At 34.3% G+C, this 18,642-nt stretch carries 13 protein-coding genes; 9 read left to right on the top strand and 4 right to left on the bottom strand.

Annotation, left to right across the window (positions count from 1 at the left end; all coding sequences use genetic code 11):
- The first annotated feature begins 2 nt into the window (after nt 1-2).
- Nucleotides 3-311 carry a DUF3467 domain-containing protein gene (locus tag BLV91_RS06480; protein ID WP_091430944.1) on the top strand — a complete coding sequence of 103 codons (309 nt, stop codon included), beginning with the start codon at nt 3-5 and terminating at the stop codon, nt 309-311.
- A 273-nt stretch (nt 312-584) separates the two neighbouring features.
- Complete coding sequence (locus BLV91_RS06485; RefSeq protein WP_091430946.1) at nt 585-935, top strand: hypothetical protein; 351 nt, start codon at nt 585-587, stop codon at nt 933-935.
- Nucleotides 936-1,017: 82 nt separating this feature from the next.
- Here BLV91_RS06485 and BLV91_RS06490 read toward each other — a convergent pair whose 3' ends face one another.
- The gene (locus BLV91_RS06490; RefSeq protein WP_091430948.1) at nt 1,018-2,607 is read right to left on the bottom strand and encodes a peptide chain release factor 3; all 1,590 of its coding nucleotides are present in this window, start codon (nt 2,605-2,607) and stop codon (nt 1,018-1,020) included.
- A 103-nt stretch (nt 2,608-2,710) separates the two neighbouring features.
- Complete coding sequence (locus BLV91_RS06495) at nt 2,711-4,150, bottom strand: alpha-amylase (RefSeq protein WP_091430950.1); 1,440 nt, start codon at nt 4,148-4,150, stop codon at nt 2,711-2,713.
- A 665-nt stretch (nt 4,151-4,815) separates the two neighbouring features.
- On the opposite strand from BLV91_RS06495, the gene BLV91_RS06500 reads away from it, so the two are divergent.
- The 5 genes from BLV91_RS06500 (at nt 4,816) to BLV91_RS06520 (ending at nt 14,477) form a co-directional block, all read left to right on the top strand.
- Nucleotides 4,816-6,246, top strand: a complete 1,431-nt coding sequence (locus BLV91_RS06500; RefSeq protein ID WP_091431227.1) for a peptidylprolyl isomerase — start codon at nt 4,816-4,818, stop codon at nt 6,244-6,246.
- Nucleotides 6,247-6,329: 83 nt separating this feature from the next.
- Complete coding sequence (locus BLV91_RS06505) at nt 6,330-7,283, top strand: AAA family ATPase (RefSeq protein ID WP_091430952.1); 954 nt, start codon at nt 6,330-6,332, stop codon at nt 7,281-7,283.
- 342 nt (nt 7,284-7,625) lie between these two features.
- On the top strand, nt 7,626-10,397 hold the full coding sequence (locus BLV91_RS06510; RefSeq protein WP_091430955.1) for a bifunctional aconitate hydratase 2/2-methylisocitrate dehydratase: 2,772 nt from the start codon (nt 7,626-7,628) through the stop codon (nt 10,395-10,397).
- A 105-nt stretch (nt 10,398-10,502) separates the two neighbouring features.
- Nucleotides 10,503-12,767 carry an aconitate hydratase gene (locus BLV91_RS06515; RefSeq protein WP_091430957.1) on the top strand — a complete coding sequence of 755 codons (2,265 nt, stop codon included), beginning with the start codon at nt 10,503-10,505 and terminating at the stop codon, nt 12,765-12,767.
- A 285-nt stretch (nt 12,768-13,052) separates the two neighbouring features.
- Nucleotides 13,053-14,477, top strand: a complete 1,425-nt coding sequence (locus tag BLV91_RS06520) for a peptidoglycan endopeptidase (protein WP_091430959.1) — start codon at nt 13,053-13,055, stop codon at nt 14,475-14,477.
- Between the two features lie 352 nt (nt 14,478-14,829).
- Here BLV91_RS06520 and BLV91_RS06525 read toward each other — a convergent pair whose 3' ends face one another.
- Nucleotides 14,830-15,210 carry a PH domain-containing protein gene (locus tag BLV91_RS06525; RefSeq protein WP_091430962.1) on the bottom strand — a complete coding sequence of 127 codons (381 nt, stop codon included), beginning with the start codon at nt 15,208-15,210 and terminating at the stop codon, nt 14,830-14,832.
- A gap of 69 nt (nt 15,211-15,279) precedes the next feature.
- Nucleotides 15,280-16,137, bottom strand: coding sequence for an NAD(P)-dependent oxidoreductase (locus BLV91_RS06530; RefSeq protein ID WP_091430964.1), 858 nt, complete (start codon nt 16,135-16,137; stop codon nt 15,280-15,282).
- A gap of 575 nt (nt 16,138-16,712) precedes the next feature.
- On the opposite strand from BLV91_RS06530, the gene BLV91_RS06535 reads away from it, so the two are divergent.
- Entirely contained in the window at nt 16,713-17,315 is a 603-nt protein-coding gene (locus BLV91_RS06535; RefSeq protein WP_091430966.1) for an RNA polymerase sigma-70 factor, read from the top strand.
- A 184-nt stretch (nt 17,316-17,499) separates the two neighbouring features.
- Nucleotides 17,500-18,609, top strand: a complete 1,110-nt coding sequence (locus tag BLV91_RS06540; RefSeq protein ID WP_091430969.1) for a FecR family protein — start codon at nt 17,500-17,502, stop codon at nt 18,607-18,609.
- The last annotated feature ends 33 nt before the right edge of the window (nt 18,610-18,642 follow it).

The raw sequence follows: 18,642 nt of genomic DNA on the forward strand, positions 1-18,642 counted from the left end.
GTATGAGTAACTCAAATCAACAAGATCAAATTAATATAGAATTGGATGAAAAAACAGCTGAAGGAATTTATTCTAATTTGGCTATAATCAATCATTCCTCTTCAGAGTTTGTTCTAGATTTTGTAAGTATCATGCCTGGTATTCCCAAGGCCAAAGTAAAATCAAGAATTGTCTTGACACCGCAACACGCCAAAAGATTGTTAAAAGCAATAGGAGAAAATATTCACCGTTTTGAACTCGCTCATGGCGAAATTAAGGACACTGAACAACCTCCAATTCCACTTAACTTTGGTCCTGCAGGACAAGCATAATTTTATAGAAAAGGCTCCATATTTATATGGAGCTTTTTTGTTTTCATTAAGTTGGTAATAATTTTACAAATAGCGTTTTTTGCCGTGTGTTTGATAATCATTTAATTAACCAAGGGTAATTGTTTGGAAACCTCTATGTTTATTGGTGTATTTTGTAGCTAAACGAGTTTTATGGTTGTTCATCGGAAATATTTTTAGACAACGTATTGATGCAGTACTTTTGTCAAAGTATTAGAGATTTAAATTTATCTCTTTCCAAAAACCAAAAACCTTATGAATAATTTTTCTAAACAAAACGACTTTAAAAAATCAGTATCCATTTTTACAATGTTTATTTTTATTTTATTATCTAATGTTTCAGCTTTTAGTCAAACTTCAGAAAATAACGCAATTACTGTAAATGCAACTGATATTACTACTGTAGTAAAGGGAGAAAATAAGTCAACTACAAATATGGACTTTGTTCTTTGGTTCATGGGTTCAAAACAAGATCCTAATAGTACAATTTCAACTGAAGGAATTAATACAAAGAAAAAAGTAATGACTTCAGGATTAGCTCCAAATCGTTTGCTTATCAAAGCGTTTTTGAAGAAAGCTGTTAATTTTGAAAGTGCTTTAGCTTAAATAAAACTAATCTGTAATGGATAAAAAAAAAACGCTGATTTAATAATCAGCGTTTTTTTTATGCATTGTTTTTTTTGACTATTTAATCAAACTCTGATGTGAAAAATAATTTCACACTTGGGTATTTATTTTGTGTCATTTGAATAGTAAAATCCGAATCGGCAAGGAATACTAATTGACCATATTTATCGTGGGCTAAGAACTTTTGTTTGATTCTTTTAAATTCTTTAAACTCATTGTTTTTAGCATCATCTGGTTTTACCCAGCACGCTTTATGTACAGGGAAGTTTTCATAAGTACATTTAGCTCCGTATTCGTGCTCTAAACGATATTGGATTACTTCGTACTGAAGTGCACCAACTGTTCCAATGATTTTTCTATTATTCATTTCCAAGGTAAATAATTGGGCAACACCCTCGTCCATCAATTGGTCAATACCTTTGTCAAGCTGTTTTGCTTTCATTGGGTCAGCATTATTGATGTATCTAAAGTGCTCTGGAGAGAAACTTGGAATACCTTTAAAGCTCATGATTTCTCCTTCAGTTAATGTGTCTCCAATTTTAAAGTTCCCTGTGTCATGAAGACCTACAATATCTCCAGGGTAAGAAATATCCACTATTTCTTTTTTCTCAGCAAAAAATGCATTTGGACTTGAGAATTTTAAATTCTTTTTTTGACGGACATGATAGTACGGTTTGTTTCTTTCAAAAGTTCCTGAAACAATTTTTATAAATGCCAATCTATCTCTGTGTTTAGGATCCATATTAGCGTGGATTTTAAACACAAAACCTGTCATTTTTTCTTCAGTAGGATCAACAAGTCTAGTTTCTGATTCTTTTGGTCTTGGCGATGGTGCAATAGCAACAAAGCAGTCCAATAGTTCGCGTACTCCAAAATTGTTTAATGCCGAACCAAAAAATACAGGTTGTAATTTTCCATCTAAATAATCTTGACGATCAAATTTAGGGTAAACTTCATCAATCAATTCTAGCTCTTCCCTTAGTGTGTCGGCGGGTTTTTGCCCAATTATTTTTTCTAGTTCAGGATTTTGTACATCCGAAAAAGCAATAGTTTCTTCAATGTTCTTACGGTTGTCACCACTAAATAGATTAATGTTTTTCTCCCATAAATTATAAATACCCTGAAAGTCGTAACCCATTCCTATCGGGAAACTAAGAGGAGTAACAGTTAAGCCTAGCTTTTGCTCCACTTCATCCATTAAGTCAAATGCATCTTTTCCTTCACGGTCCATTTTGTTTATAAAAATGATGATAGGGATTTTACGCATTCTACAAACAGCAACTAATTTCTCTGTCTGTTCCTCGACTCCTTTGGCAACATCAATAACTACAATGACACTGTCAACAGCTGTTAAAGTTCTAAAGGTATCTTCTGCAAAATCCTTGTGACCGGGAGTATCAAGGATATTTATTTTTTTTTCTTTGTAATTAAAAGCTAAAACGGAGGTAGAAACAGAGATTCCTCTCTGACGTTCGATTTCCATGAAATCACTCGTGGCTCCTTTTTTGATTTTATTGTTTTTTACAGCACCTGCTTCTTGAATTGCACCACCAAAAAGGAGGAGTTTTTCTGTAAGTGTTGTTTTACCTGCATCGGGATGCGAGATAATTCCGAATGTTCTTCTTCGTTGTATTTCTGTTAGAAAGCTCATGTGTCGTATAAATAGTTTGCAAAAGTACTATTTATAAATGCGAATAAAAAAAAATGAGGCGGTCTTTTAGGACTGCCTCATTTATAATAAAATTTTAATCTCTCTACATATTAATTGACCATACTGAATAGCTGTTTGGTGGACTTTGGATTTTTACCCAGGTGTCTCCTTGAGTTGTAGGTATCCAAGTAGAATTGCCAGTGAAATCCTTTATTTGTGCATTGGTCCAGTTTGTAGGAACCCATCTTTCTTGCCAAGTAGAAGAATTGTTTATATAAACGACTAAACCAGGGTTTCCATTATAGCCATTTCTTCGAGCAATATACTCGTCATTGTCAGCGTATAATATCGATGTAGTTCCTGTCGCTTTATTATTATGTATCCAAATAAGGTTGTCCATTTTAGCTTTGTTTAACCATTCTTCGTAATCTCTATAGAAGATTGTTGGGTATCCTTCATGTGTTAAGATATAGGCGTACGCCAATTGTTTATTATATATTTCATCTGTGTCATGATTGGTTACGAAAGTAACAGCTTTGTATGGATTTCTTTTCCACATCATATCCTCATTCAGAAGATTAAGGTTGTTTCCGTCAAAGGCATCATTCATTTTGTAATAGCAAGCGAAATCAAATACAGAACTATTGGCATTATTGGCCCACCATTCTAATGTGTTTACATTTGAATCCCAATATTCTCCAACTGAGAATCCACCTACGCTCGCATTCCAGTCTTTTACTACCCACGGTCCAAAGCCTTTTACATAGTCAAATCTCCAACCGTCAAATTTCATTGTGTTTTTATAATATTTTCCCACACCATCAGTGCGTAACCAAAGCCAGTTTTGCACGTTAGGAGCTACATGGGCTAAGTCAGGAAAACCTCCAAAAGCTCCTTCGTCATTACTTCCATATGCATTTTTATAAAAGTCAGCGCTTGTTCTTGGGAATTTACCTGAAGCAACGCCAGTAAAATTAGTGTAGGTTTGAGTTCCTGTAAACGGGTTGCTTTCTAATTGTCCACCACTATTGTGATTTAGTACCATGTCAGCATAGACTTGTATATTTTCAGTATGCGCTTTAGTAATTAAGTTAACCAATTCGGTTTTGGAACCAAAGCGAGTTTCTACTGTTCCATTTTGGTTGTAATTTCCAAAATCAAAATAATCAGTAGGGTCATATCCCATAGAGTAAGGACCGTTTTGTGCTTTTGATACCGGCGGTAACCATATTGATCCGATTCCTGCATTAGACCATGCTGTTACTTTTGTACTCAAAGTATTCCACCAGTTTCCGCCAGCGGGGACGTCCCAATAGAACGCCTGCATCATAACTCCTCCTCCGGGATTTGCAACATATTTCCCTGTAGTTGAAGTTGTTTTTCCTGTACTGAAAGGATGTCCATCGTGATGGGTGACATCTATGACTTTAAATTGTGAAGCAGCATCAGCAGAATTTGTTATTGGCTCGTCGTTTGAGTTACACGAATAGAAGCCAACTAATAAGGCAGATAATAGGTAGATTTTTAAATTTAATTTTTTCATGAAATGGTTGATTTGGGTTAGTTAATATTTTTGGAAATAAGTGGTATTTTATTTTAAATAGTATTGTTTTTAATTGTTGACTATATCGTTATGTTTACTCTTGTTTTATTGCGAAATACGTTTTAAAACAATAGTTTTTCTGTGAATAATGCTTTTCAGGCGTTGCTAATGTATGTAAATTTTCGAGTCTAATACTTCGTGTGTTTTTTATTATACGGCGAAAACGTTGTAGTGTTGACAACTTGTTGGTTATTTTGTTAAAAATGAATGGTTTGCTTCGTTTGTAACTTTGTGCTGGGAGTTTAAAAAAGAATTTATAAAAATTAACTTTGATACCTGAAGTCGATTTTCAAAATATAATGCCGCTTTTTTATTTGGAAAGCTTACAATCAGAAGTTGTTAGCTAACGGAAATGTTAGCATGAATCGTGGAAAAGGGAGAATTAACAAAAGCGCTGATAATTTTTTGTTAATACTACTATGGAAACTTGTATTATGTAATTGAATTGTTATTTTTGTTCGCTTGAACCATGAGAAAAGTTTGTAGGAACATTTTTATTTCAGGACGCTTATGGTGTATATTTGGCTGATGCATCAGGTCTATGTAAATGAAGTCATTGCGGGTTAGAGAAAATGTTACTTACAATAAAATATAAATATCAAATAATGCCTTTAAAAAAAATACAAATGAAGTCCATAAATAGTAGAATTGCACTAATATTTTTTATTTTACTGTTTTCAAGTACCATTACTAGAGCACAAGAAATTATTAAGGACACTGTGATTGCTCCGATTAAAAAAGTTCAATCCAACGAAAGACAAAAGATTGATGGTATCATTGCTACTGTAGGTGATTATATCATTTTAGATTCTGATATTGATAAGTCTTACTTGGAAATTTCAAGCCAAGGTGGTTCGATAAAGGATATTACTAGATGTCAAATGCTAGGGAAACTATTAGAGGACAAACTATATGCACACCAAGCTATTCAGGACAGTGTTAAGGTTACGGATGCTGAAGTGAAAGGGATGATGGAAGATAGGTTAAACTATATGGTGGGCCAAATCGGTTCTATTGATAAAGTGATAAACTATTATAATAAAAGTTCAGAAGAAGAATTCAGAAGTTATTTCTTTGATATTTTGAAGGAGCAGAAATTAACTTCAGAAATGCAAAAAAAGATTATTGGAGAAGTTGAAATTACACCTGAAGAAGTTCGTAATTTTTTCAAAACAATACCAAAGGAAGAATTACCTGTTTTTGGGGCGGAAATGGAAGTGGCGCAAATTGTGGCGACACCTAAAGTTTCAGCTGCAGAAAAGCAAAAAGTAATTGATAGATTGAATGGATTCAAAAAAGAAATTCAAGAGGGTTCAAGTTTTGCGACCAAAGCTGTTTTGTATTCTCAGGATCCAGGTTCAAGATCGAATGGAGGTTTTTATAAAATGAATAGAAAAACGGCCTTTGTTAAAGAATTTAAAGATGTAGCTTTCAGTTTGCAAGAAGGTGAGATTTCTGCACCTTTTGAAACGGATTTTGGGTTCCATATCATTTATGTTGAAAAAATCAAGGGTCAAGAGTTGGAATTACGTCATATATTATTGACGCCAACAGTAACGGAAGAATCTTTAAACGAAGCAAAGGAAAGAATAGCATTAATCAAAAAAAGAATTGAGGATAAGGAATTAACTTTTGAGGAAGCGGCAAGGAAATTTTCTGATGAAAAAGAAACTAGAACTAATGGAGGGGCTTTAATTAACCCAAAAACACAAGATACTCGTTTCGAATTGACAAAAATGGATCCTTCGCTTTATAGCCAAGTTTCTAATTTAAAAGATAATAATATTTCTCAGCCGGTTATTGATATGGATGAGCAGGGGAGAAAAAGCTATAAGTTAATTACAGTTACCAATAGAATAAATGAGCATACTGCTGATTATGCTACTGATTATATTAAAATTAAGGAATTGGCATTAAAAGAAAAACAAATCAGAGCTATAGGAGAATGGTTTGATGAAAAAATAAAAGAAACCTACATTAAGATCCTTGGTGACTATAGAGATTGTGATTTTACTAACAATTGGGTGAAAAAATAATTTCTTTTAGAAAAATAAATAAAAAGAGTTAGCTTTATGATTTCATAGAGTTAACTCTTTTTTAATTTAAAATATACTTAAAAATGTCTGATGTAGCTGCAATACATAATTTGGTTCAAAAGCGAAATGAATTAAAAAGCGAAATCGCAAAAATTATTGTTGGACAAGATGCAGTGGTAGATCAGATTTTGCTCTGCATTTTTTCTGGAGGTCATGCACTATTGGTTGGGGTTCCGGGATTAGCCAAAACTTTAATGGTGAATACCCTTGCTCAAGCTTTAGGGCTTGATTTTAAAAGAATCCAATTTACTCCAGATTTAATGCCTTCTGATATATTAGGAAGTGAGATATTAGATGAAAATCGTCAATTCAAATTCTCAAAAGGACCTATTTTTTCGAATATAGTACTTGCAGATGAAATTAATAGAACGCCGCCCAAAACGCAGGCTGCATTGTTAGAAGCTATGCAGGAACGTTCCGTTACTATTGCAGGGGAAAACTATAAGTTGGACTTGCCGTATTTTGTTTTAGCTACTCAAAATCCAATTGAGCAGGAGGGCACTTATCCATTGCCGGAAGCACAATTAGACCGTTTTATGTTTGCTATCAAACTTGAATACCCTTCTTTTGATGAAGAGGTTGAAGTGGTAAAGCGAACTACTTCAAATAATATCAATACGATTAACCCATTATTTACGGCTCAAGAAATTATCGATTTTCAGGCTTTAATTCGCAGAATTCCAGTGACAGACAATGTTATTGAATATGCAGTGACCTTGGTGAGTAAAACACGTCCTGATAACGGATTGGCTACTGATTATGTCAAAAGTTACCTAGATTGGGGAGCTGGACCAAGAGCGTCGCAGAATCTAATTTTGGCAGCTAAAGCACATGCTGCTTTCAATGGTAAATTTTCTCCTGATATTGAAGATGTAAAAGCGGTCGCAACTGGGATCTTACGTCACCGAATTATAAAAAACTACAAAGCGGATGCCGAGGGGATAACCGAAGAAATGATTATTGCAAAGCTGCTATAAATTTGTTTTTATAAGTTGTTTTTGGCTTGGATTTAGAATAAACTACAACGTTTTCTTATTGGATGAAATTTCTGCATTTTAGAATAAATACTAATGCAAATGATTAATTATGGATTAATCATAAATATGTTAATATTTTTCTATTTTTCCAATTATTTGCATTAAAAATTAATATTAGATAATAATAATTTTTCAAAAGGGCGTCTCTATTAAATTTTTTTAGTTCTCATCTTTAATATGTAAATTTGCACTTGAAAAACAAAAAAGGACCTATATACAATGGCTTTTTGGCATTGAAATTTTCAATCAAATCTGCTATTAAAATTGAAAAAGACTTCTATTATGAATACTTATAAGGATTACATTCAAGAAATTGAAGAAAGAAAAAGCCAAGGGCTTAACCCGAAGCCAATTGATGGAGCGGAATTACTAAGCGAAATCATTTCGCAAATTAAAGATATGAATAATGAGGATAGAGCTGATTCTCTTAACTTCTTTATTTATAATGTTGTACCTGGTACTACTCCTGCCGCTGGTGTGAAAGCTAAATTTTTAAAGGAAATCATTCTGGGTGAATCACTAGTGGCTGAAATTACACCTGCATTTGCTTTAGAGTTGTTATCACACATGAAAGGTGGGACTTCAGTTGAAGTGTTGTTAGACTTAGCTTTGGGTGCTGATGCTGCTATTGCAAAAGATGCTGCGACGGTTTTAAAAACACAAGTTTTTCTTTATGAAGCAGATACAGATCGTTTAGAAGCGGCTTTTAAAAGTGGTAATGATGTAGCAAAAGAAATCTTAGAGAGCTATGCTCAAGCAGAATTCTTTACTAAATTACCAGAAATTGCAGAAGAAATTAAGGTGATTACCTATATCGCTGGTGAAGGAGATATCTCAACTGATTTACTTTCTCCAGGAAACCAAGCACACTCAAGATCAGATCGTGAACTTCATGGTAAATGTTTGATTTCTCCTGAAGCACAAGATGAAATAAAAGCGTTAGCAGAAGCTAATCCTGATAAGAGCGTTATGTTAATCGCTGAGAGAGGTACTATGGGTGTAGGATCATCAAGAATGTCAGGTGTAAACAACGTGGCGTTATGGACAGGTAAACAAGCAAGTCCTTATGTTCCATTTATCAATATTGCTCCAATTATTGCTGGTACAAACGGTATTTCACCGATTTTCCTAACAACTGTAGGAGTTACAGGTGGAATTGGAATTGATCTTAAAAACTGGGCAAAAAAGGTAGATTCGCAAGGAAATGTTGTTCTTGATAAGGCTGGAGAAGCTATTCTTGAAGAAGTATACTCTGTTGCGACAGGTACTGTTCTTACAATCAATACAAAATCTAAAAAATTATATAACGGAGACAAAGAATTGATTGATATCTCTTCTTCATTAACTCCTCAGAAAGTGGAGTTTATCAAAGCAGGTGGTTCTTATGCTATCGTTTTTGGTAAAAAGCTACAAACATTTGCTGCCAAAACTTTAAATATAGATATACCTCAGGTATATGCTGCTTCAAAAGAAATTTCTATTGATGGACAAGGGCTTACGGCAGTAGAAAAAATATTCAACAAAAATGCTGTAGGAACAACTCCAGGTAAAGTATTACACGCAGGTTCAGATGTTCGTGTAGAAGTAAATATTGTTGGATCTCAAGATACAACTGGTTTAATGACATCACAAGAACTGGAGTCTATGGCTGCTACTGTGATTTCTCCAATTGTTGATGGAGCTTATCAATCAGGTTGTCATACAGCTTCAGTTTGGGATAATAAGTCAAAAGCAAATATCCCTAGATTAATGAAGTTTATGAACGACTTCGGTTTGATTACTGCACGTGACCCTAAAGGAGAATATCTTGCAATGACTGATGTTATTCATAAGGTGCTTAATGATCTTACGGTTGATGATTGGGCAATTACTATTGGTGGTGACTCTCATACAAGAATGTCTAAAGGTGTTGCTTTTGGTGCTGACTCAGGAACTGTTGCGCTTGCATTGGCTACAGGTGAGGCTTCTATGCCAATCCCGCAATCAGTGAAGGTAACATTCAAAGGACAGATGAAGGAATATATGGATTTCCGTGATGTTGTTCATGCTACTCAATCTCAGATGCTTCATCAATTTAAAGGAGATAACGTTTTCCAAGGTAGAGTTATTGAGGTACATATTGGTACTCTTACAGCTGACCAATCATTTACATTTACGGATTGGACCGCAGAGATGAAAGCGAAAGCTTCTATCTGTATTTCTGAAGATGCTACTTTGATTGAATCATTAGAGATCGCAAAAGGTAGAATCCAGATCATGATTGATAAAGGAATGGATAATAAAACACAAGTTCTGAAAGGATTGATTGCAATTGCTGATAAGCGAATAGCAGAGATCAAATCAGGTGAGAAACCAGCATTGGCTCCAGATGCAGATGCTAAGTATTTTGCTGAAGTTGTTGTTGATCTTGATGTGATTGCAGAGCCAATGATTGCAGATCCAGATGTAAATAACATTGATGTTTCTAAGAGATATACGCACGATACAATTAGACCACTTTCTTTCTATGGTGGTGATAAAAAGGTAGATCTTGGTTTCATTGGGTCATGTATGGTTCATAAAGGTGATATGAAAATTCTTGCTCAAATGCTTAAGAATATAGATGCGCAAGAAGGTAAGGTGGAGTTTAAAGCGCCACTAGTTGTAGCTCCTCCTACATACAATATTGTTGATGAATTGAAGAAAGAAGGAGACTGGGAAATTTTACAGAAATATTCTGGTTTTGAATTTGATGATAACGTACCTAAAGCAGTCGCACGTACTTCATACGAGAAAATGTTGTATTTAGAGCGTCCAGGATGTAACTTATGTATGGGTAATCAGGAAAAAGCTGCCAAAGGAGATACTGTAATGGCAACTTCTACACGTCTTTTTCAAGGAAGAGTTGTTGAAGATACTGAAGGGAAAAAAGGAGAATCTTTACTTTCATCTACACCTGTTGTTGTTTTATCTACAATCTTAGGTAGAACTCCAACTATAGAAGAATATAAAGCTGCTGTAAAAGGGATTAACTTGACTAAGTTTGCACCTCCTCATAAACAATTAGTTAGATAATTACAGATTGTCTATTAAATATATTAAGAAGCCTGAGTTATAAACTCAGGCTTTTTTTGTATCTTGTGATTTCTAAAATAGAACAACAAATAACACCTATATATTATGGCTTTTGATATTGATATGATTAAAAAAGTGTACGACAACATGACTACTCGTGTTGATGCAGCACGTGAAATAGTGGGTCGTCCGCTTACTTTAACAGAGAAAATTTTATACAACCACCTTTGGGATGGTACACCATCTAAAGCTTTTGAAAGAGGAACTGATTATGTAGATTTTGCTCCGGATAGAGTAGCATGTCAAGATGCAACTGCACAAATGGCTTTATTGCAGTTTATGCATGCTGGTAAATCGCAAGTTGCGGTTCCTACAACGGTACATTGTGATCACTTGATTCAAGCTAAGGTTGATGCTGTAACCGATTTGGCCAGAGCAAAAACACAAAGCAATGAGGTTTTTGATTTTCTTTCATCCGTGTCTAATAAATATGGTATCGGTTTTTGGAAACCAGGAGCTGGAATTATTCACCAAGTAGTTCTTGAGAACTATGCATTTCCAGGTGGAATGATGATTGGTACCGATTCGCATACTGTAAACGCAGGTGGTTTAGGGATGGTTGCTATTGGAGTTGGTGGTGCTGATGCGGTAGATGTAATGTCAGGAATGGCATGGGAATTAAAATTTCCAAAATTAATCGGAATTAAATTAACGGGTAAACTTTCAGGATGGACAGCTCCAAAAGATGTTATTCTTAAAGTTGCTGGTATTCTTACTGTAAAAGGGGGGACTGGTGCTATAGTTGAATATTTCGGTGAAGGTGCAACTTCTATGTCTTGTACTGGAAAAGGAACAATCTGTAATATGGGTGCTGAAATTGGTGCAACCACTTCTACATTTGGATATGATGCATCTATGGGGCGTTACTTGCGTTCTACAAATAGAGCTGATGTGGCAGATGCCGCTGATAAAGTAGCGGATTACTTAACGGGTGATCCAGAAGTTTATGCTAATCCAGAGAAGTATTTTGATCAGGTTATCGAAATTAACTTATCAGAATTAGAACCACATTTAAACGGTCCTTTTACTCCAGATTTGGCTACGCCAATTTCTAAAATGAAAGAAGCAGCGATCAAAAATAACTGGCCATTGAAAATCCAAGTAGGTTTGATTGGTTCTTGTACCAACTCTTCTTATGAAGATATTGCTCGTGCGGCTTCAATTGCCAAACAGGTTACAGATAAAAAATTAAAATTAAAATCAAAGTTTACGATTACTCCAGGTTCTGAAGTGGTTCGTTATACGATCGAGCGTGACGGGTTTATTGACACTTTCGATAAAATTGGTGCTACCGTGTTTGCAAATGCTTGTGGACCATGTATCGGGATGTGGGATAGAGAAGGTGCTGAGAAGGAAGAGCGTAACACTATCGTTCACTCTTTTAATCGTAACTTTTCTAAACGTGCTGATGGAAACCCAAATACGATGGCTTTCGTAGGTTCGCCTGAGTTGGTGACCGCCATGGCTATTGCAGGTGATTTAGGTTTCAATCCATTGACAGATACTTTGATCAACGAAGATGGTGAAGAAGTAATGCTAGAAGCCCCAACAGGTGACGAATTGCCGGAAAAAGGATTTGATGCTGAAGACCCAGGTTTTCAAGCACCAGCTGCTGATGGTTCGGGTATTCAAGTAACTGTAAGTGAGGATTCAGAACGTTTGCAATTATTAGCTCCGTTTGCTCCATGGGATGGAAAAAATATTACTGGTGCTAAATTACTTATCAAAGCTTTTGGAAAATGTACTACAGATCACATTTCTATGGCAGGACCATGGTTGCGTTTCCGTGGACATTTAGATAACATCTCTAATAATATGCTGATTGGTGCGATCAATGCATACACTCAAAAAACCAATTCGGTAAAAAATCAATTGACTGGAACTTATGATGCAGTTCCTGCAGTAGCACGTGCTTACAAAGCGGCTGGTGTTCCATCTATTGTTGTGGGTGACCATAACTATGGTGAAGGATCTTCTCGTGAGCATGCTGCAATGGAACCTCGTTTCTTAGGTGTAAAAGCGGTATTAGTGAAATCATTTGCTCGTATTCATGAAACAAACCTTAAAAAACAAGGTTTACTAGGATTGACATTTGCTAATGAAGCAGATTATGACAAGATTCAAGAAGACGATACAATCAACTTCACAGATTTAGTTGATTTCGCTCCAGGAAAACCATTAACGGTAGAATTCGTTCATGCTGATGGAAGCAAAGATATAATCATGGCTAATCATACCTATAACGAAGGACAAATTGGTTGGTTCGTTGCCGGTTCAGCATTAAACCTAATCGCTGCTGGAAAAGCATAAATTTAAGTTCCTATACCAATGTTTTGAATAGGATAATTCATACTAAAAACGCCTCGTGAAAACGGGGCGTTTTTTTTATCGGGTGATTTGTTAAAATATTTATAAAGAGTTCTTAAAAAAGTGCGTTATTTGTATTTATAGGTTAAATTCGCCTTTGTGAAATATGTTTTTTGCGAGTTTTGATATTTTGGCATGACAATTTACAAGTTTTTAGTTATGTAATTCGTTTATGTGTTTAAAAATCAATGCGATAGATGTTTTAGGAATAAAATTTAAATTGGATTTATGAGGTACAACAGTTGGATTTTAGCAATAGTTTTTTTATGCGGTTTTAGTGCTTTTTCGCAAGAAAAGTATACGAAGCACATCGTTTCAAAAGGAGAAACAATATCTAAAATTGCAGAGCAATACCATATAAAGACGAGTGCTATTTATGAACTCAATCCTGATGCTAAAAAAGGGATAAATTATAAGTCGGTTTTATTGATTCCAAATACCGGTTCAAAAGAACAAAAAAACAGTGCTGATGTTGTAACCAACTATCCTTCAAAAAAACACTCCGTCCTTCCCAAAGAAACGCTTTATGGTATAGCCAAACAATATGGTGTAACAGTTGAAGAAATACAAAAAATCAATCCTACACTTGGAAAATCGGGACTTAGAAATGGACAAAAAATAAATATTCCCGGAACCGAGTCAGATAAAAAGACAGTAGCTTCAGTCAGCGAACCAATAAAAAACAATCAAAAAACATCAGTTTCTGCACAAGCCAATGTGATAAAAGAAATTTCAGAAGAGAGCATTGTTCGCGAAATCTTACCAAATGAAACTAAATATGCGATTGCAAGGGAATACGGAATTACGGTAGCTGATTTAGATAAAGCCAATCCGATATTAGAAACGGAAGCTTTACAAATTGGACAAAAAATCACCATTCCTGTTAAAGAGGAAAATACTACTAAAACTGTAGTCGCCAAAGTTGAAGCCAAAAAAGAGAAAGCGATTGTAGTTGAAAATAAAATTGCTGCGAAAACCGAAACTGCAGTTAATGAATCAGAGGTAATCGAAAATAAAATCGTTGAAACAACCGTTATTCGCAAGGTTCTACCCAAAGAGACCAAATATGGAATTGCAAAAGAATATGGTATTTCGGTTAAAGAATTAGAAAGACAAAATCCAAAAATAGCCAAATCTCTTCCTGTAGGCTATAAATTGAGTATCCGTAGTCCAAAATTAGTTTTGACAGAAGAAGCAAAACAGGCGTATGCGAGAAATAATGAACCAGAATTTGTAGGCCCATCTTACAACCTTAAATCCTTCCACGGCACTGATTTCTTGGATCAGTTGGTTTCTACCGCTTCTGAGAACATAGGTACGCGATACCGTACAGGCGGGACCACAAAAGAGGGCTTTGATTGTTCTGGATTGATGTGTACCACTTTCGGGACTTTTGACATCCAATTACCTAGAACATCTATTGAGCAGTCACGTTATGGCGTAAAAGTAAGTAATGAAGAGGCGCAAAAAGGAGATTTAATTTTCTTTAAAACTAACGGAAGACGTCAAATTAATCATGTAGGTATGGTAGTCGATGTAATTGATGGAGACATCAAATTTATACATGCCTCTGTAGGTGGCGGAGTTATTATTTCGTCGATAAAGGAAAGGTATTATAGTAAAAAAGTATCTCAAATTAATAGGGTGTTGTAGTACATTCGATAAAAAAATATATAATCGAACTCTCAAGATAACTTGGGAGTTTTTTTATGGGAGCAATTTCCTGCTGTCGTTACAATCTTACTTGAGTCCTTGATTTTTTCTAAAGACTCATAAGGAGCTTCTTGCAGTCGCTCTTATAAGTCAAGAAAAAAAGACAAGGCCACTTCATAAGTATTTCCACTCCCATCAGGGCTAAGTATTCCAGTAGCGAATTGTTCTTAGTGCCTAAGTTGATTTGTCGCATTAGACGACTATACATTAAAGCATAAAAAAAAAACTGCTATTGATAATTAGCAGTTTGATTTTTAAAAAGGTTAGAGATGTTATCTAAAGTTCCTTATTTTTAACCTAATACATGATGTGCCAGTATTTTTTGCACTTCATAAACATTCACAGATTTATTGAATTGTTTTATGATACTGGGATTTAGTTCACTGGAAACCCAAATCTTTAATTCGGCGTCCAAGTCAAAAGTACCAGCAGTTTCAATACTGAATCTGGAAATGCTTTTATAGGAAATGGATTTGTATTCGGTTTTACTTCCAGTTATACCTTGTTTGTCAACTAGGATAAGTCTTTTTGTAGTGAAAATAAAAGTGTCTCGAATCAGTTTAAATCCCAATTCGATTTGTTCTCCTTCTATCAAAAGAACCTCATACTGTTTTGCTAATTGCTGTTGACTTACGGTGCCCGCATTGCCAAGAAGTGCTGAGAAAATCCCCATATTATAATTCGTGTATTAGTTAAGTTTTATTGTTTCGTACAATTTGCTAAATAGAATAATTTAGTTTTTTTATTTCCTCAAACTTTTTATGATTGCCATGACATCTTCATCGCCTAAACCTTCATATTGTGCGGCAGAATAGCTATCAAATAGAGGTTCGATTAATGGCGTATTTAATCCTGCTTCTTTGGCTAATCCCAAGTCTTTTACTAAATGTTTTAGCGCAAAAGCGGCGGGGTAGGAATCTTCTAAAATCGAAGTTGACTTTATTTTGGTGATTCCGTTGCCACAAGCTCCTTCATTAATAATGCTAAGCATATCCTCTTTACTTACGCCGTTGTTTTCGGCAAAAATTATGGTTTCCGCTAATCCCTGAAGGTTGAGTCCCAATAAATAATTAATGGCCAACTTGGCAGAACTTGCAACGCCAGCCGCCCCTACATGGATGGATATTTTTCCTAACACATCAAAAACGGGTTTGACTTTTTGGTAGCTTTCGGCAGTTGATCCAACAAGAATTACCAGTGTCCCATCTTGTGCGGGTTTTACGCTTCCAGAAACAGGTGCATCTACAAAAGCCACTTCCTTCTTGCTGCAATTAGTTGATAAATATCGAGAAGTAGCGGGAGATACTGTACTCATATTTATGATGATTTTATCTGGATATTCTCTATTCAATAGTCCTGAAGGACCTTCAAAAATTTCTTTTACCGCTTCATCATTTGATAACATGGTCAAAACAACATCACAACTTTCCATCAGTTCTTGCGGACTGTTGGCAGATTTTGCCCCTGCTTCAATAAGAGGAGTTTCCTTGTCTTTGGTTCGGTTGAAAACTGTAACTTCAAAATTCGCTTTTAACAAGTTTAGAACCATTGGATTCCCCATGTTTCCAAGGCCAATCCAACCTAATTTTAAGCTATTCATTTTATATTATTTTTAAATATATTTTATCTATTTAGATATTCGAATCGATTGGTATGACGCCAAATCCGACACTAAATTACGTTTATTATGGTTTTGAAATAGAAAAGCGGCAAAATAGATTGTGATAAAAACGAAAAATATTAAAATGAGCAGTGTTTGATTTTTTTTTAAATAGGAGCTCTTTTAGTGAACTAGCTTTCTTTCAACTCTGTTAAAGGAACAATTAAATTTAAATTCACTAAAACTAAAGTTTAATTAGACTAATTATAAATAAAATAAAATGTAGATTTGACATATATTAAAAAAGAGTAGGCTAAAAATGTTTATTTGATTAAAAAAATCAAATAAAAAAAGATAATGAAATACCTAATACAAGTGAATAAAGTATGTAAGAATTACTTTATTTAGTTGGCAGTTGTTTTATTGGTCTGTTAGTAAGTGTAATACGTATCGGTTGTTCGGTAGCTATTAGTCTTCAATAACTGATTAATGACTTTCAAAATCTAGCGATTAATTTGATAATTCAGTTATTTTTTTAATTTTGCTTTTTTACAAATCACACTATTATTTAATTAATGGAAGAAATAAATCATAATGAGTTAGTCCAATTTAAATCTTTTAAAGATGGGGATGACTTGGCTTTTAATTTCTTTTTCAATAAATATTACAATCGGGTCTTAGGTTTTAGTATTCAATTTATATATGACCAAGATGAAGCTAAAAACGTTACTCAAGAGGCTTTTTTGAAATTATGGATTAATAAACATAAAATTGAGACGGTAAACGGTATTCAATCCTTCTTGTTTACTTATGCAAAATCAATATGCTTAAATCTTTTGAGGCATAATAAAGTTAAAGACAAATTTAGAAATGAATTATTGAATCAAAAAGAAAGACAATTAGACTTTGAAATTTTGAATTCAATCCCTTTCGATGTACTAGAATTATCAGAACTAGAAATTTTGATTAACAAAGTTATTGGTGAGCTTCCTGAGAAAACAAAACTAGTCTACTTAAAAAAACGTTTTGAGCATAAAAAAAACGAAGAAATTGCTTGTGAGTTAGGTGTTACGCAAAAAGCTGTTGAAGCCCATATGACAAAGGCTTTAAAAATTTTAAAAGAGCAATTATCTGACTATTTACCTTCATTACTTATAATCACTTTGTTAAATAGTTAAAAAAATATTAAATTTTAACATAGGGTATTTAAATTGTTAAGTGTACTTACTTAAGGGATGCTCATATACCTATTTCCTAAATCTATTTATTTCCACTTCCTGTTGCATTTATTAGCTAGGGAATAAGAAACAAATTTGGCAGCTCCTCATTATAAATAACTGTTTTTTAAGTAAAAATAAAAATATGATTCCTGAACTGATTTTTAAATATTTAGATAATCAAGCTACTGAAGATGAAATGCTCACTGTTTTTAGATGGATTGAAGAATCCGAAGAGAATAAGAAGCAATTTATCGCATTAAAAAAAGCATGGGCGCTAACGATAAGTGGAAATGTAGATTGTCGAATTGCTTTGCAGGATTTTTACAATAAAAAGCGAAAATCTTCAAGAAGTAAGTTATATCATTTCTTACGCTATGCAGCTATTGTTGTGGTTTTTATTTGCTTAGGTAAAACAACAACAGACTCTGATTTATTCACTGGTATGGAGCAAAAACAAATAGTGCTAGAATTAGGTAATGGTGCAGTGCAGTACTTAACTCCAAAACAGTCAAAAAAATGGTCTGATAAAAAAGGGGGGCCTTTGGCACAGCAGAGTGAAGATGAACTTATTTATCAGGGACATGTACCCAATAATGAGGTGGTGTATAATTCGCTTACCGTTCCTTTCGGAAAGACTTTTAATGTAACTCTTTCTGACGGAACTCATGTACAACTGAATGCAGGAACAACTTTTAAGTATCCAGAGCAATTTGGGATTGATTCAAATAGAAAAGTGTATTTGACTGGAGAGGCCTTTTTTGATGTTGCCAAAGATAAGCTACATCCTTTTATAGTAGAATCGAATCATGTTACTGTGGAAGTGTTAGGAACCAGATTCAATTTAAATGCTTATCAAGATGAAGGGGAAGTACAAACTGTTTTAGTTGAAGGTAGTGTAAGATTGTCTGAGCTTGCAAACAATACTAATCAGAGCATTTTAACTCCAAATCATATAGGAATATGGGACGAGACCTCACATAAGTTTGCTGTTAAATTAGTCGATGTTCAGCTTTATACTTCTTGGATGAATGGGGAACTTATATTCAGAGATGCATCATTTGGTACAATTTGTAAAAAAATGGAAAGGGCTTTTGATGTCACCATTTTGAACACTAATGCCAATCTATTTAAACAAAAATTTACAGGTACAATAAAAATGAAGGAATCTAAAATAGAAGATATTTTAGATTTATTAAAACTTGACACACAATTTAAATACAGTAAAAAAGGAAGAACTATTGAGATAGAATAGACAATTATCAATTAACCAAAAACTAACCAAAAT

This window comes from Flavobacterium degerlachei (assembly GCF_900106645.1).
Classification (GTDB): domain Bacteria; phylum Bacteroidota; class Bacteroidia; order Flavobacteriales; family Flavobacteriaceae; genus Flavobacterium; species Flavobacterium degerlachei.